This window comes from Myxococcus sp. CA051A (genome assembly GCF_013336705.1).
GTDB classification, from domain to species: Bacteria; Myxococcota; Myxococcia; order Myxococcales; family Myxococcaceae; genus Myxococcus; species Myxococcus llanfairpwllgwyngyllgogerychwyrndrobwllllantysiliogogogochensis.
On record NZ_JABUMS010000008.1, the window covers coordinates 322,208 to 337,649 of the forward strand.

At 69.5% G+C, this 15,442-nt stretch carries 9 protein-coding genes; 4 read left to right on the forward strand and 5 right to left on the reverse strand.

Features of this window, described 5'->3' with window-relative positions; all coding sequences use genetic code 11:
• The first annotated feature begins 74 nt into the window (after nt 1-74).
• Complete coding sequence (locus HUA74_RS24250; RefSeq protein WP_174456452.1) at nt 75-1,130, forward strand: hypothetical protein; 1,056 nt, start codon at nt 75-77, stop codon at nt 1,128-1,130.
• Here HUA74_RS24250 and HUA74_RS24255 read toward each other — a convergent pair.
• The 3 genes from HUA74_RS24255 to HUA74_RS24265 form a co-directional block, all read right to left on the reverse strand.
• A complete protein-coding gene (locus HUA74_RS24255) occupies nt 1,120-2,817 on the reverse strand; it encodes a dihydroxyacetone kinase family protein (protein ID WP_174456453.1) in 1,698 nt (565 codons plus the stop codon). The genes HUA74_RS24250 and HUA74_RS24255 overlap by 11 nt on opposite strands.
• Nucleotides 2,818-3,418: 601 nt before the next feature.
• Complete coding sequence (locus tag HUA74_RS24260; protein WP_174456454.1) at nt 3,419-6,124, reverse strand: hypothetical protein; 2,706 nt, start codon at nt 6,122-6,124, stop codon at nt 3,419-3,421.
• A 215-nt stretch (nt 6,125-6,339) separates the two neighbouring features.
• Nucleotides 6,340-7,911, reverse strand: a complete 1,572-nt coding sequence (locus tag HUA74_RS24265) for a sigma 54-interacting transcriptional regulator (RefSeq protein ID WP_174456455.1) — start codon at nt 7,909-7,911, stop codon at nt 6,340-6,342.
• Between the two features lie 197 nt (nt 7,912-8,108).
• Between HUA74_RS24265 and HUA74_RS24270 the strand changes: the two genes are divergently transcribed.
• A complete protein-coding gene (locus HUA74_RS24270) occupies nt 8,109-8,519 on the forward strand; it encodes a nuclear transport factor 2 family protein (protein WP_174456456.1) in 411 nt (136 codons plus the stop codon).
• A 119-nt stretch (nt 8,520-8,638) separates the two neighbouring features.
• Here the strand turns inward: HUA74_RS24270 and HUA74_RS24275 are convergent, their stop codons facing one another.
• Complete coding sequence (locus HUA74_RS24275; RefSeq protein WP_174456457.1) at nt 8,639-10,279, reverse strand: sigma 54-interacting transcriptional regulator; 1,641 nt, start codon at nt 10,277-10,279, stop codon at nt 8,639-8,641.
• A gap of 119 nt (nt 10,280-10,398) precedes the next feature.
• Complete coding sequence (locus HUA74_RS24280; protein ID WP_174456573.1) at nt 10,399-12,852, reverse strand: DNA polymerase domain-containing protein; 2,454 nt, start codon at nt 12,850-12,852, stop codon at nt 10,399-10,401.
• A gap of 56 nt (nt 12,853-12,908) precedes the next feature.
• Here HUA74_RS24280 and HUA74_RS24285 point away from each other — a divergent pair, with 56 nt between their 5' ends.
• Together HUA74_RS24285 and HUA74_RS24290 are read left to right on the forward strand one after the other, a co-directional pair.
• On the forward strand, nt 12,909-13,553 hold the full coding sequence (locus HUA74_RS24285) for a YafY family protein (RefSeq protein ID WP_141643678.1): 645 nt from the start codon (nt 12,909-12,911) through the stop codon (nt 13,551-13,553).
• 146 nt (nt 13,554-13,699) lie between these two features.
• Nucleotides 13,700-15,376, forward strand: coding sequence for a long-chain fatty acid--CoA ligase (locus HUA74_RS24290; protein WP_174456458.1), 1,677 nt, complete (start codon nt 13,700-13,702; stop codon nt 15,374-15,376).
• Nucleotides 15,377-15,442 lie beyond the last annotated feature (66 nt).

The following is a 15,442-nucleotide window of genomic DNA, read 5'->3' on the forward strand; positions in this document are numbered from 1 at the left end:
CTCCATGAGAAGCCTTGGCCGCTCGGCTCCGGGTATACTGGGAGCTTCGGCCGGGAAAACGGTGTGAGGTCTGCGTGGCATTGACCAGGACTGTCCGGTGGGTTTCGACGCTCTGGAGCGCGGGTGCTCGGGGCGTGGCCGCCCAGGGAGCGCTGCTCGCCTGCGCGCTGCTCTTCGCCTGGACGGCGGGTGCGCAGACGACGGAGGACCGGGCCTACGTTGGCGTCACCTTCGCGCGCGGCACCGAGATTGGCTCACAAGGCGGCAGACTGGATGAGCGCAAGCAGTTGGAGCTGCGCCTCCCTCTCCCGCCCGTGTTCCTGGGTCGCACGGTGCTCGTGCCCTCCTTCGGCTACGAGACGCGCTTCATGGGGCTGGAGCAGCACGGCCCGCTCGCGGACGTCGCCGAGGAGAAGCTGGGAAGACAGTTCCATCGCTTCCAGCTCGGACTCACGCTGATTCGTCCGCTCACACCCCGGTGGATGCTGGTGACAGGCGCGGTGGCGAACACGCGCACGGACTTCAAGAGTTCCTTCGACTTCGGGCTGGACACCTCGTGGGCGGGCTTCGCCATGGCGAACTACCTGATTGGAGGAGACCCGGACGTGCGGCTGACGTTCGGGCTGGTGGCGCTGTATCCGTTCGACGCCACGCCCGTCGTCCCCATGATTGCCTTCGCGTACCGCAAGGGGCCGTACATCCTGGAGGTGGGCCTGCCTCGGCTCGCCATGTTGTACAAGGTGGGCGACGGGCTGGAGCTGGGCATCACCGGCATGTTCGATCAGCAGGTCTTCCGTTCTCGCATCCCGTATGACGAGCAGGGCCCCAAGCCGCACTACATCCGGGAGACGGCACTGCGCTTCGGCCCCACGGTGAATGCGCGCCTGGGCACTGGAAACCTCTGGGTCAGCTCGTCCATCGGGCTCGACTTCCTGAACGACTACGCGCTGCTCGACAAGAACCGGGACCGGGTGGAGTTGGGGTTGCTCCAGTCCACGGGCCCGGCGCCCTATCTCCGGGTATCGCTCGGCTGGCGTCCTCCGCGTCGCCCCAGGGAAGCCATCCGGCCCGTCGGTGGTCCGCCGGAGCGGGCCGCGCCGCAGGGCAACTCTCCAACGCTCATCCGATGAAGGGCGTGAGCGCCTTCAACCAGACAACGACGGCGGCGGCGCCCGCATCGGGCACACCGAGCGCCCTGCTCCCCAGGTAGCTGGCGCGTCCGAGCCGAGGCTGCATGCGCGCGGTGGCCTCCGCGCCCTGCTCACCCTCGAGCACCGTCGCGGCCCAGGCCTCGGCGGTCGACCTTCCGGCCTTCAGCTCTCGCGCGAAGGCATCGGCGGCGGGCTTGAGCGCATCGAGCATGGTGCGGTCTCCGGGCCGGGCTCCGCCGAGCTGCGCCACCGCGTCGACGGCGAGGCCGAACGCGTCCGCCCAGGCGGGAGCATCAGTGGAGCCCTCGGAGAGCCGACGCGCGGCGCGCAGCAGCGCCGTGGCGTAGAACGGCCCCGAGCTTCCGCCGATGGCGCGCCGCAGGGCATCGCCGATGGACGTGAGGGCTCGCGAGGGATTCGTCCAGGAGGACTCGGGCAGGGTGCGAATCGCCGCCGCGCCGCGCGACAGACTGAGGCCCAGGTCCCCGTCTCCCGCCGCGCTGTCGAGCTCCGTGAGGCGTGTCTCGCTCGCCTCGAAGGCCGCGGCCACGGCGAGCGCGGCCTCCTTCACTCGCTCCATTCCCGGTTGACGTGCCTCCTGGCTGGGAGGTGTGAGCGGCGTGGTGGGGACGGAACGCACGGGCCGCTCGGGTGCGAGGCGGCCCTCCCCTCCCCATGCGGGCGCGGTGGTCTTCGCGTCGAGCCGGGCGAGGCGCGAGTCGTCCAGCTTCAGCACGGACAGCGAGCAGCCCGGCATCTCCAGCGCGGAGAGGAACGTCCCGGTCCAGGCCCGCTCGACTCGCAGGCCGCGCTCGCGAAGGAGCGTGAGGGCTCGACGCGTGACGATGGCCAGTTCCATCGGTGGAGTGCCACCCAGTCCATTGACGAGCAGGGCCACCGGGGTGCGTGCTTCGAGGTTCCGGTCCTCGATGATGGTGGAGAGCAACGTGTCCACCAGCGCATCGACCTGTTGGAGTGGGACGCGTCGCACGCCCTGCTCACCGTGGATGCCCAGGCCCAGCTCGATTTCATCGTCGCCCAGCGTGAAGCCAGGACGGCCCGCCGCGGGGACGGTGCACGGGCCGAGCGCGACGCCCATGGTGCCCAGCTCCGCCGAGGCCGCCTGCGCTTCACGGAGCACGTCCTTCAGGGACAGGCCCGCAGCCGCGGCGGCGCCCGCGATTTTGTGGACGAGCACGGTGCCGGCGATGCCGCGACGTCGCGCGGGTTCGACGGTGTCGCGCAGGGCGACGTCATCGGCGACCACGACGACCTCCACGGGGATGCCCTCCGCGCGGGCCAGCTCGGCGGCGAGGCCGAAGTTGAGCCGATCACCGGTGTAGTTCTTCACCACGAGGAGCGAGCCCTCGGGGCCGGATACCGCTCGGATGGCGGTGAGCACGGCGTCCGTGCTCGGTGAGGTGAACACGTCCCCGGCGACCGCCGCGTCGAGCATGCCCGCGCCCACGTAGCCCGCATGCGCCGGCTCATGCCCGCTGCCCCCCCCCGAGATGATGGAGACCTTGCGCTGCCGGGGGTCGGCCGGCGTGTCGGCGCGGATGACCACCGTCTCGTCGTCGAGCAACACCTGCCCCGGAGCGAGCGCGACGAATCCCTCCAGCATCTGCCTCACGACGGCCCTGGGCTCATTGACGAGCTTCTTCACCGGTTCCTGCTCCTTGGCTGCGGCGGACGGCCTGAACGGCGGGAGTAAAGCACGGGCATACCGGCACGGCGTCGGGACGAGCGGCATGACGGGGGCGCCCGCGTCGGAAACGTCCGCCAGCAATCGCCACGCCGCATGACGCTCGCGTCCGACGGCGACGGACGCGAACTCCTGCACGCAAACCCACGCCCGAGCCCACCGTTCCCCGCTGAAGCCTCGGCGGAAACGGCGGACCCGGTGCGAGTCACTGCATGACGCTCGAGTCCGACAGCGACGAAGGATCCCCTCTGCACGCAAACCCACATCCAGGGCCCGCCGCTCCCACTTGAAACCTCTGCGGCAACGACAGGCCCGGTGCGCGGCGCCGCATGACGGTCGCGTCCGACGGCGATGGACGCGAGCCCGGCATGCAGACCACGCCCAGCAACTTGAAGCCTCGGCGGCAACGACAGACCTGGTGCTCGTCACTTCATGGCACTTGCGTCCGACAGCGACGGAAGGGAGCCCCAGCACGCAAACCCACATCCAGGGCCCTCCGCTCCACACTGAAGCCTCGGCGGAAACGGCGGACCTGGTGCGCGTCACCCGCCGTCGTGCTTCCTCACGCGCGTCGGTGACGCAACCACAGCGCGAGCCCCATGAGCCCCATCAGCGTGATGGCGCCCGTTCCCCCACGCGTGCCGCAACCGCCACAGCCCTGCTCCGCCTCGGCGTCCGCGCCCAGCGCCTTGAACGGTTCCGCGTCCCCCATGCCCGTAGCGTCAAGACACCCTGGCCCCGAGCCCGCATCCGTCGGTCCCGTTCCACCATCCGTCCCGCCGCCCGTCGCGCCTCCCACCTGCCACGCCAGGAGCTGGCCCGGGTACAGGCTGAGACTCACACCAGTCACGACGCCTCGGCTCACCCGGTCCACGATGGGCTGCGTCTCCCCGGGCAGCGTGATGGTCACGCCCTGCTTCGACTGCATCGACGTGTTCACCACCGCGTAGAAGTTGCCCTGCGCCGTGGCCATCTTCCGCACGACGACCTCCGCGTCCGACGCCGCGCCGGCCACCACGGTGCTTGGCAGCGCGGGCAGCGCGAGATACGCCGCATGGAAGGCCCGCGTGTACTCGGGGAAGCCACGGCTGATGGACGAGGCTTCGAGATATCCCAGCAGCGTCGGGTCCCCGTTGGCCACCGCGCGCGCCTCGGCCAGCATGGAGTACGGCCCCTGCCGGTCCACCGACATGGAGAGGTAACCCCACAAGCCCCCCATCGGCCAGTTGCCATAGCGCTCGTCCGCCGTGTCCTTGGCGTAGTCACCCTTGCCGTCGTCCTCGTTCAGCGGGAAGTGGTGCACCATCGCCAGACCGGATGCGGTGCGGAAGCGGTTGAGCAGAGCGCTGTCCGCCACGCTGTAGAGGCGATTGAACGGATACGTCAGGTAGACGCCCTCCGACGTCTTGTAGCGGTCAGGGTCCGCCGGCGGGAAGCTGTTGAAGGGCTCGCCCCAGCTGCGGTTCAGGTGCTCGGTGGGCGGCAGCTCGTCCGAGGTGAGGGCCTTGCGGTACGTGCCGTCCTGGAGGAACGCGGCGGGCTCGGTGGGGGGATAGCGGTACTGACAGCAGCGGTCCGTGGTGTCACCCGGCGCGCAGCACCCCTGGTTGTCGATGACGGACCATGCGGCCGGATCGTCCGTGACGGTAACCGCCATGTCCGGCAGGTCTTCCGGCGTGGGCAGCCCCTCTTCCGGATACGGAGTGAAGAGGACCTGCGCATTCGCCACGCCGTTCTGCCGGAGATAGTCGCGGATGGCCTCCAGGAAGGCGCGCCGCTTGCCGAACCACCACGCGTAGTACTGCGCCCGCAGCGTGACGTTCGTCTGGAGCATGGGGCGCGACACGCTCTGACCCGTGTCGCTCGAGAACCGGCCCAGCGCCTCCGGCGCGAAGCTCACCGGCAGGTCCGTGGGGCGCGTGCGGAACCACGCACCCAGGAAGTTCACCTGGCTCTTGAAATGGAGCACCGTGGCGTCCATCAACTTCTTCACGTCCGCCAGCGCATCCGGGTCCGACACATCCACGCAGTTATCGTCCGCCCAGTAGATGGGCGAGTAGATGTCCCCGTCCCGGTCGAACAGCGGCTTGCACCGGCGCTGCTCACCCAGCGGCTTGAGCCCACACACCGGCGGCTGCTGCCAGGGCTCGATGCAGGTGTGCCACTTGGAGATGGACTTGCAATCGGAGTCCTGCACGCACGACGTGCTCGTGTAGACGCGCTCACCGGAGATGGCACCGGTGTATTCGTAATACGGCAGCACGGAGAACCCGTTGGCCGCCGGGCGAGACACCGCCGTGGCCCACAGCGTCGGGTCCCTGGGCTGCACGTACCACGGCGGCGCGGAGAACGAGTCCGCGTCCCAACCCTCCGTGTAGCCAAACTCCATCAGGTCGTGCCCGTACGTGTCGATGCCGAGGAACTTCGCCTGCTTCATGCGGTAGTCGAACCACGTGCCGGGCGAGGTCGCGGGCTGACAGTCCGTCTCCGCGCCCTGCGCGCAGATGGCCGTGTCGTCGTTCATCTCCTCCCGCCAGAAGACATGCCTGCGAGGCAGCGGCGCGGGCGGATAGTTGATGGCCAGGTCCAGGCTCGCGGGATTCGGGACCTCGAAGAGCCGGATGCGAGAGACAGCCGTGCCCTTGTCCGTGGGTGAGCCATGGCGCGCGAAGTGCCCCACGGAGACCCAGAAACCATTCGCCGGTCCCTCGGGGCGCCGGGTGTCCTCCACGTTGCGCTGACCGACGATGGGCGCGAAGCGGTCGTGCAGGTAGAAGAACTGCCGGAACTGCTGCCACTTGCGCGACAGCGGATACTTGAGCGACTCCGGATTGGGATAGGCGTACTGCTCCCGGAAGTCGCCAATGGACGTGCCGGTGCTGATGCCCCGGAACTTGTCGGCGCCCTTGTTGGCCACCCCCATCAGCCGCGACTCGTCATCCGGGTACTCCACCACCAACAGGTAGGCACGTCCGGCCTGGAGCCCCTTGCCCGCCCCCAGCTTGTAGGAGAAGGACTTCGCCCGCGGCCCCATCGTCATCGCGCGCACCGGACGCGTCACCCCGTCCAGCGTGAGGGAGCGAATCGTCGAGGTGCTGTTGGCGCCGTGGATGACGGGATGTGGATCCGCGGGGTCTCCGCAGTTCACCTCGTCAATCAGGGGAAGCATCCCGAAGGGTGCCCCCGCGTCCACCAAGGGTTGTCCCAGGGCGGTGGAGGACAACCCCAAGACGAGCAGGCACAGCGGCAAACACGGCGCACGAAGCACGCGAGACTCCAGGAGGGGGGGCCGGAGCGGCCAGTCATCCCGAAATATCGTCAATTCAGATACAATAGTTTCCGGATGGGCGGATAATCCGGCGATTCACACCACCCTGAGTCAATTGCTACTGAGTTGAAACATTGACGCGGGGAGTCCGGGAACCACGACAATTCGTAAATCACGAAGTCTCGTGGCGCGGCGTCACGAACGCGCGGTGCCGCTCAGCGGACCTTGATGCCCAGCACCTTGAGTCGGGAGGCCAGCGTCGTTGGAGCCAGGCCCAGCAGCTCGGCGGCGCCACCCGGTCCGTACACCTTGCCGCCCGCCGCGGTCAGGGCCGCCTTCAGGTTGTCCTTCTCCCGGCGGCGCCACTCCCGCTCGGAGAGGAAGGAGGCTGCGCCCCCCGTCATCGGTTGGCGGCCCTCCGGAAGGGCCTGGTCCAACCGCAGCCTCCCACCGCGCGAGAGGATGACGGCGCGCTCCAGGACGTTCTCCAGCTCTCGGACGTTGCCGGGCCAGTCGTAGCGCTGGAGCGCCTGCACCTGGGCCTGACTCATCCGGGGCACGGGAACCTTGAGCCGTGCGGAGACACGTTCGAGGAAGTGCTCGGCGAGCAGCGGGACATCCTCCAGTCGCTGACGCAGCGGCGGCACCTCGATGGGGAAGACGCTCAACCGGTAGTAGAGGTCCTCGCGGAACCGACCCGCCGCCGCCTCCCCCTTCAAGTCCCGGTTGGTGGCGGCGATGATGCGCACGTCCACCTTGCGCGTGACGTCCTCACCGACGCGCTCGAACGAGCCCTCCTGGAGCACCCGCAGCAACTTGCCCTGCAGCTCCAGGGGAATCTCCCCCACCTCGTCGAGGAAGAGCGTTCCCCCGTCAGCAGCCTGGAAGCGGCCCGCCCTGTCCCGGTGCGCTCCCGTGAAGGCCCCTCGCACGTGGCCGAAGAACTCGCTTTCGAACAGCTCCCGGGGAATGGAGGCGCAGTTGACGCGGATGAGGGGCCGCTCCCGGCGAGGGCTCTGCTCGTGGATGGCACGGGCGATGAGTTCCTTGCCCACCCCCGACTCCCCGAGAATCAGCACGCTGGCCGTCGTGGCCGCCACGGGCTGAATCTGCTGAAGCACCCGCCGGAGGGCACCCCCGCGGCCCACGATTTCTCCGAAGGAGAGCGCGTCCTTCACTTCTTCCCGCAGATAGTCGCGCTCCAGCTCGAGCTGCCCTCTCAGCCGAGCCACCTCCTCGAAGGCCCGCGCGTTGGAGAGGGCCACCGCCGCATGGTCCGCGAACGCACGCAGCCACGAGAACTCCGAGCGCCCCAGCTTGCGGCGGCTGAACACGGCCAGCACCCCGAGCACCTCGCCCCGGAAGACGAGGGGCTGGGCCGCGAAGCTCTGGATGCCCTCGCGGCGCGCCCACTCCCGCCGCACCAGCCAGTCCGCATCTCCGGAGGCGCACTGGAGGAGGACGGCCTCTCCGGTCGCCCCGACCTGGCCCACCTTGCGCACGCCCAGGGGAAAGCGCCGGAAGGCTCCCTCCAGACCTGACCACGCCTCGTCGCTCTTCCGGGAGCCCCCCGCGCTCGCCGCCAGATGCAGACACCGGGAGGTGTCCGGACACTCGGCGCGCATGGGACACGTCCCACAGAGGTCACCCGGCGCGATGAGCCAGATGCGGCCCAGCGCCACATCCGGCTGCGCGGCGAGCCCCTGGACGATGCGCGCGAGCAGCAGGTCCACCGAGCGGACCTGGGCCATGGCCAGGGAGATGGACTGGAGCGCCTCGGCGTACATCGCTCCTGCTTACCCAGGCGCGCCTCGGGTCGCCACGACTTCTCGTCCACCCCGAGATTTCGTGGTGACGAGTGAAGTACGCATCCTGGTTCAGTCCGGCGTCAGCAGCGAGCGCGGCGAGGGCACGGGGGGTGCAATGGGTGGAGGCTTCACTTCCATGGGAGGCCCTGCTTCCCATCCCAAGACAGGAGCAGGACATGCCCTCCCCTCTTCGCCCGCCCTTCACGCTGGAGACGGCCCGCGCCAAGGTCCAGGCCGCCGAGAACGCGTGGAACAGCAGAGACCCCGAGCGGGTGGCGCTCGCCTACACGGAGGATTCCGAGTGGCGCAACCGCACCGAGTTCTTCCGGGGGCGCGAGGCCATCACGGACTTCCTGCGGCGCAAGTGGGCCCGGGAGCTGGACTACCGGCTGATGAAGGAGCTGTGGTGCTTCACCGAGCACCGCATCTCCGTGCGCTTCGAATACGAGTGGCACGACGCCACGGGGCAATGGTTCCGCACCCATGGCAACGAGCACTGGGAGTTCGACGCCGAGGGACTGATGCGCCGCCGCGACATGAGCGCCAACGACATCCCCATCCTCGAGGTGGAGCGGCGCTATCGCTGAGTCCCGCCAGCGGGTCCACCGCCTCTCACGGCACTGGCACGGAGGGAAGCCGCCAGTGCTGGAGGACGGCCAGCATCCTCAAGCCGAAGCAGGCCACGGCGCCCAGGCACGCCCGAACGTCAGACGCCGTCCAGGCCGAGCTCGCGGATGCGGCGCTGGAGCGCGCGGCGGGAGACCTCCAAGCGCTGCGCCATCTCATCGACGTCACCCGCGCACTCATGAAAGCACCGGGTGAGTTCCTCGGGGCTCACGTCGCCCGCGGACCTCAGGAGCGTGCTCTTCTCGATGAGCAGGTAGACGGAGGACCGGGAGATGCCCAGCCGCACCGCGGTCGCCTGGAGGTCCCACCCACTGGCGCGCAGGGTCGCCAGCAGCTCCTGCTCCCCCACGTCCGACGGCCGCCGACGGATGGACACTCCCGGCATCAAGGTCCTCCCCAAGGCATCCACGTCGGCCCAGCGCAAGGCGGGCTCTGGAAGCGCGCGTCCCCCGACGGGTGTGGTCGCGGAGTCGAGCAGCTGTTCCAGGTGCGCTTCCACGCGCAGTTGGGAGAGCCCCCGGCTCCCGATGACGAGCTGCCGGGTGACGTTGTGCAACTGCCGCACGTTGCCGGGCCACGCATAACGCAGCAGCCGCGCCACCAGGGACGCGGGCAGCCAGGGCTCGCCACGGATATCTCCCGCCATCAGTCGATGTGCCTCACCGATGACCGCCAGTTCCCGACGCGCGAAGTGGAGGAACAGGGGGCCCATGTCCTCGCGGCGCTCGCGCAAGGCGGGCACCCGCAGCTCGAAGCCCGCCAGCCGGTGCAGGAGCGGCGCCTTGAAGAGCCGCTCCGCGATGCGCGTCTCCAGGTCCGCGTCCGTCGCCGCGACGAGCCGCACGTCCACGGGCACCGGGACATGGCTTCCCACCGGATACACCTCACCCGTCTCCAGCACGCGAAGGAGCGCCGTCTGCACTTCGGCGGGAGCCTCCCCCACTTCGTCCAGGAGCAGGGTGCCGCCATGCGCGGCGCGGAAGAAGCCTTCACGGTCCCTGCTGGCCCCCGTGTACGCGCCTCGCTGCGCCCCGAACAGCTCCGAGGCCACCAGCTCCTTGGAAAGCGCGCCCAGGTTGACGCTGACAAAGGGCCCCGAGCGACGCGGGCCGTGCTCGTGGATGGCGCGCGCCACCAGCTCCTTGCCCGTGCCCGTCTCACCTCGGATGAGCACCGGCACCTGGAGGTCCGCCACTCGCAGGATGTCGTCCCGGAGCTGCTGGAGCTGCTCGGAGGGCCCCACGAGTCCCAGGTCCCCACCGGCTCTCGGGCCCGGAACGGACGTCAGGTGCAGCAACAACACCACGCGCTCGGCGAGCACCAGGGGCACACCCGCGCCCAGCTCCGCCTGCGTCAGCTCCACGCCGCCGCTCCTGACGGTCAGGTCGCCGACTCGCACGTGGGTGCCCTGCATCGGAGTCATCAGCCGGAGCCCACCGTGGGGCCGAGGCTCCAGCATCAACGGCGTGCGACTGAGGAACGGGTCATCCAGGGGCCGCGCGCCGCTCGCGCCCGGTCGCGCGAAGTCCGGTCCGTTGCGCGACACGGAAATGGGCACGCCCAGCGTCTCCATCACCTCGAGCAGCACCCGCTCCCCCGCTCGTTGGAGGTCGGGGTGCGAGACGATGGTCAGCGTGGGCACGCGCCGACGAACCAGGGCGCTCGCTCCGGATGAGTGCCCCGCGGTCGATTCCCCCTGGTCGGCGGACTTGCGCTGCATGAAGCGACCTGGACCTCTCGTCAGCGGCTTCAATCCTACACGGCGGTCCCACGCGCCCTTCCCTCACCTGCCCAGAAGCCAACACACCCCGCCGGACGTTGGCGAGCGGGCGATTCAACCTACGGACCTCCCGGGGACTCGTCCGCCCGCGAGTCCTCCGACGCCTCGTCTTCCGGCGGCTCCGCCACCACGGTGAGGATGGGCTTCGCGTCCGCGAGCGAGGGCGTGAAGAGGGACGGCTGGCCCGGGTCATCGAAGACGGTGGAGAAGTCGAGCGGCGTCAGCCCCCGCACCAGCCGCGCGGCGAATGTCTCCTTCAACAGCCGCACGTAGTATTCGACGTCGTAGTCGCGCGGTTCGTTCCCCGCCTCGGAGGAAGTGCTCCCGATGTCGTCCGGCTCCGGCTCCGGCAACAGCCCCGCACGTCCCCCCACGGCTCGGTAGACGCGGATGTGCTCGCCGGAGCCCCAGCTCTTCCTTCCGGCAGCGAGCATGGCCTCGTAGGGCAGCTCGCGCCGGCGCTCGCGCAACGTGCCGTACTGCGCGGAGTCCTTCGTCAGCCGGACGTGCGCGGCGACCTCTGTCGTGGGCACCTGTCGCCTGCGCAGCGCCATCACCGTGGAGACATACACGTCCCGAACCGCCGCGAGGTCTCCGGCCAGCAGGCAGCGCACCGCGCGACGCAGGAAGGCCTCACCGAAGGGCTCGGCGCGGCTGGAGCGGAAGGCCACGCCCTTGAGCAGCAGCGTCCCGTCGTAGGCCTGGAGCGCGTAGTTCTTCGGTTCATGCGAGAGCATGGCCGCATAGCGGCCGTCGAACTCGAGCTGGACGCGCTGGGGCAGCAGCGCGGCGACCTCCGCCACCACCCGGCGCTCGTCCTCCTCGCGCCAGTCCTCCGGCACCGCGAAGTACACGCCGTCCGTGTCCGCCTCCAGCAGCGTGACACCCCTGCGGGCCAGCTCGCGACACAGGAGCGCCAGCACCGCGCGCCCACGCCGCGTCACCTCGTTGGCCGCGTGCACGTCCGAGAAGCGCGTCAGCCCGGAGGCGCCCAGGTAACCATAGGCCGAGTTGACGACCAGCTTCATCGCCGCGGAGAGCGCTTCGTTCTCGTGTCGCTCGGATGAGCCCGGCGCCGCCGCGCGCGCCCGCTTCTTCGCCGCCAGTCGCTGGTCCGTCAGCCGGTCCACCATCGACAGCAACGCCCCCAGCCGGTCCCGCTTCGGGCCGATGCGGTACTCGCGCATCAGCGACGGATAGAGGCTGGCCACGTCGGCCTTCACCACGCGCCGGGCCACTCCGGTGGCGAACAGGTGGAGCGCCGCGCCGCTGTGCGACGTGCCATCTCCCTCCTCGTGCGCGGGGAGCGCCGCCCCCGCCCGCAGGTACGCCCGCACCAGCAACGGGTCCAGCACTCCCGTGGCCGCGCCCGCGTCCGCCAGTCGCTCGTAGCGGCGGGGCGCCATGCGAGCGAGCGCGAAGGCCGCCCCGCCCAACAGTCGCGCCAGTCCCTCCGCTTCCCCCACGTCGTCGCGCGCATAGCGCCGCACGCGCTCCGGGTCCGTCTGGAAGACCTCGTGCACGCGCGCGCCCGGGATGTACTCGCGCGCCGGCCCCGCGATGCCAAAGTGCCGCGCGACGGCCTTGAGCCCGTGGCCCGGCAGGTCTCGCACGGCGAAGTCGTGCCGCAGCACCGCGTCCATCGTGTCGATGAACTCGCGTCCGGGCACCGTGAAGCGCGCGCGCCGCATCGGGTCCGCGCTGCGCTCCGCGCCACGTCCCAGCGCCGAGCCTCGCGCGGACGGCCGGTGCCGCAACCCGGGACCTCCCGCGCGGCCCAGGGGCAGGGAGACGTTGAGCAGCTTCGCGCGCCGCGCGACGAACGGCAGGTCGAAGCCGTGCAGGTTGTGGTTCTCGATGACGTCCGGGTCCAGCACTCGCACCCGCTCGACGAAGCGGCGCAGCAGGTCCGCCTCCGCCGCATCACCTTCACCATGCGCCTCCAGCACCTCCGGCTCGCCTTGGGGCCCGCGCAGCGCGATGAGGAAGATGCGGTCCCTGCCCGGGTCCAACCCGGTGGTCTCCAGGTCGAACTGGAGCCGATGCAGCTCGTCGAAGCCCAGCCCCCGGAAGTACGTGCGCCCTGAGGCCGTGAGGTACTGCTCCTCCGGCGGCAGCGACAGCACCGTGCCCGGGCTCAAGTCGCGCAGGTTCGAATACGGGCGCCCCAGCCGCCGCGACACGCCTTGCAGCACGTCCGACGCCAGCGCGCGCCCATCCTCCGCGCGGATGAGGAAGCGCAGCGCCCCCGGCCCCGACAGTTCCTGGAACGTCACCCGGCCCGGAACGTAGCCCTCGCGCTCCGGCTTGAGCCGCGCGCCCAGGTGGTCCAGGTCCTCCAGCGTGGAGAGCACCAGCCAGGGCCGGAAGCGCACGTCCTCGCGCACCAGCTCCCCCGTCCCCGGAATCCGCCGCCATATGGACGCGCGGCCGTCGGGCTCCGCCCACACCGAGACGATGCCCGGTGTCGCGTCCCAACCCCACAGCCACTCGTCCTCCACCATGCCGCTCATCATGCCCCACAGCTTGCCGCCCACGGTTGTCAGCGGTATGTCAGGTATCACCCCGCATGCAACGCACCGAGCGACTCTTCGCCCTCGCTGAGTACCTCAGAGGCCGCCGCACCGGCGTGACGGCGGAGACGCTGGCGGAGCGCTTCGGTGTCACCGTGCGCACCATCTACCGCGACCTCGACACCTTGCGCGCCGCGTCAATGCCGGTGGCCGCGGAGCGTGGGCGAGGGGGCGGCTACGCGCTGGACCGCAGCTACAGCCTACCGCCGGTGAACTTCACGGCGCGGGAGGCGGCGCTGCTGGTGGCGCTGGGGCGCTTCGCCATCGACATGCGGCTGTTGCCCTTCACGGGGACGCTGGAGTCGGCGCTGGACAAGGTGCGGGCGGCCCTCTCCACGTCGGCGCAGCGCGAGCTGCTCGACAGGCTCAAGGAGCTGTCCTTCCTCGGAGTGCCGTCGCTGCCGAGCAAGGCGTCCGTCCGAGCGGCGATTGAGCGCGCCTGGTTCGAGCAGCAGCCCCTGCGCATCACCTACGTGGACGGCAACTTCCTGGAAACCACGCGAGAGGTGCGAATCGTCTCGGTGGTGATGGACCGGCACGAGACTCGCCTGGACGCACTCGACGTGAGGAGCGGCGAGCGGCGGCACTACCGGGTGGACCGCATCGTCCAGGCCGAAGTCACGCGCGCCTTCGGGACCTGACCGACGCCCGTCTCGCGCGGTCATGCCGCAGCGCATCAAAGGCAGACACCCAACAACCGCCGACCCGGGGGCCGGTCGTGCGCGCAATCGGGATAGCATCCGCGTCCCCGAACCCATCAACGACACGCGCCTTGGAGGCGAGCCCGATGGAGAAGCCCTGGTTGAAGCACTACCCGCCTGGAGTTCCGGCGGAAATCGATGACCGGCAGTACCCGACGCTGACGCACCTGCTGGAAGAATCGTTCACCAAGTACGCGGACCGGCCTGCCTTCAAGTGCATGGGCAAGTTCATCACGTACCGGGAGCTGGACGCGTTGTCGCGGCGCGTGGGCGCGTGGCTCCAATCCCGGGGCCTGGAGAAGGGCGCCACCGTCGCCATCATGATGCCCAACGTGTTGCAGTATCCGGTGTGCATCGCCGCGATTCTGCGCGCTGGCTACATCGTGGTGAACATCAACCCGCTCTACACGCCGCGCGAGTTGGAGTACCAGCTGAAGGACAGCGGCGCCCAGGCCATCTTCATCCTGGAGAACTTCGCCGTCACGTTGCAGCAGGTGCTGGAGAAGACGCCGGTGCGGCACGTCGTCGTCGCGACGATGGGCGACCTGTTGGGCGGCTTCAAGGGCACGCTGGTCAACTTCGTGGTCCGCAAGGTCAAGAAGATGGTGCCCGCGTTCCAGCTTCCGCGCGCCACCAGCTTCAAGCAGGTGCTGTCCGAGGGAGGCTCGCGCACGCTCACCCCCGCCACCACCACGCGCGATGACATCGCGTTCCTGCAGTACACGGGTGGCACGACGGGTGTGTCGAAGGGCGCGATGCTGCTGCACCGCAACGTCATCGCCAACCTGTTGCAGGTGGAGGCGTGGCTCCAGCCCGCGATGAAGGGCCGGAACATCGAGCAGGCGAACATCATCTGCGCGCTGCCGATGTACCACATCTTCGCGCTCACCGTGTGCGGCCTGATGGGCATGCGCATGGGCGCGATGAACGTGCTCATCCCCAACCCGCGCGACATCCCGGCGTTCATCAAGACGCTGTCGGAGCAGCCGTTCCACATCCTCCCGGCGGTGAACACGCTCTACAACGCGCTGGTCAACCACCCGGACTTCAGCAAGCTCGACTTCTCCCACCTGATGGTCTCCAACGGCGGAGGCATGGCGGTGCAGAAGGCGGTGGCGGACAAGTGGTTCGCCGCCACGCGCGTGCCGCTCATCGAGGGCTACGGTCTGTCGGAGACGTCTCCGGTGGCCACCAGCAACACGCCCATCGCCACGGAGTACTCGGGCACCATCGGCCTGCCGGTTCCCGGCACGGAGATCGCCATCCGCGACGAGGACGGCAACGACGTTCCGATGGGAGAGTCGGGCGAAATCTGTATCCGCGGGCCGCAGGTCATGGCCGGCTACTGGAACCGTCCGGACGAGACGGAGAAGGTGATGTTCGCCGACGGCTTCTTCCGCTCCGGCGACATCGGCATCATGGACGAGCGCGGCCACACCCGCATCGTGGACCGCAAGAAGGACATGATTCTGGTGTCCGGCTTCAACGTGTACCCGAACGAAGTCGAGGGCGTGGTGGCGATGCACCCCGGCGTGCTGGAAGTGGCGGCCGTGGGCATCCCCGACGAGCACTCGGGCGAGGTCGTGAAGCTCTTCGTCGTGAAGAAGGACCCGTCGCTCACGGAGGCCCAGTTGATGGACTTCTGCCGTGAGCAGCTCACCGGCTACAAGCGTCCCAAGCACATCGAGTTCCGCACGGAGCTGCCGAAGACGAACGTCGGCAAGATTCTGCGGCGCGAGCTGCGCGAGAAGAAGGTCGCCTGAGTTCCAGGTGACGTCACGTCGGCCGGAGCGGCATCCTCGCCGCTCCGGTCGTCGCCGCACGCGGGT

Bases quoted from the DNA above. Each gene is read 5' to 3' on its own strand.
- HUA74_RS24280 (WP_174456573.1), bottom strand. From the start codon at position 12,852: ATGAGCGGCATGGTGGAGGACGAGTGGCTGTGGGGTTGGGACGCGACA.
- HUA74_RS24270 (WP_174456456.1), top strand. From the start codon at position 8,109: ATGCCCTCCCCTCTTCGCCCGCCCTTCACGCTGGAGACGGCCCGCGCC.
- HUA74_RS24290 (WP_174456458.1), top strand. From the start codon at position 13,700: ATGGAGAAGCCCTGGTTGAAGCACTACCCGCCTGGAGTTCCGGCGGAA.
- HUA74_RS24265 (WP_174456455.1), bottom strand. From the start codon at position 7,911: ATGTACGCCGAGGCGCTCCAGTCCATCTCCCTGGCCATGGCCCAGGTC.
- HUA74_RS24275 (WP_174456457.1), bottom strand. From the start codon at position 10,279: ATGCAGCGCAAGTCCGCCGACCAGGGGGAATCGACCGCGGGGCACTCA.
- HUA74_RS24285 (WP_141643678.1), top strand. From the start codon at position 12,909: ATGCAACGCACCGAGCGACTCTTCGCCCTCGCTGAGTACCTCAGAGGC.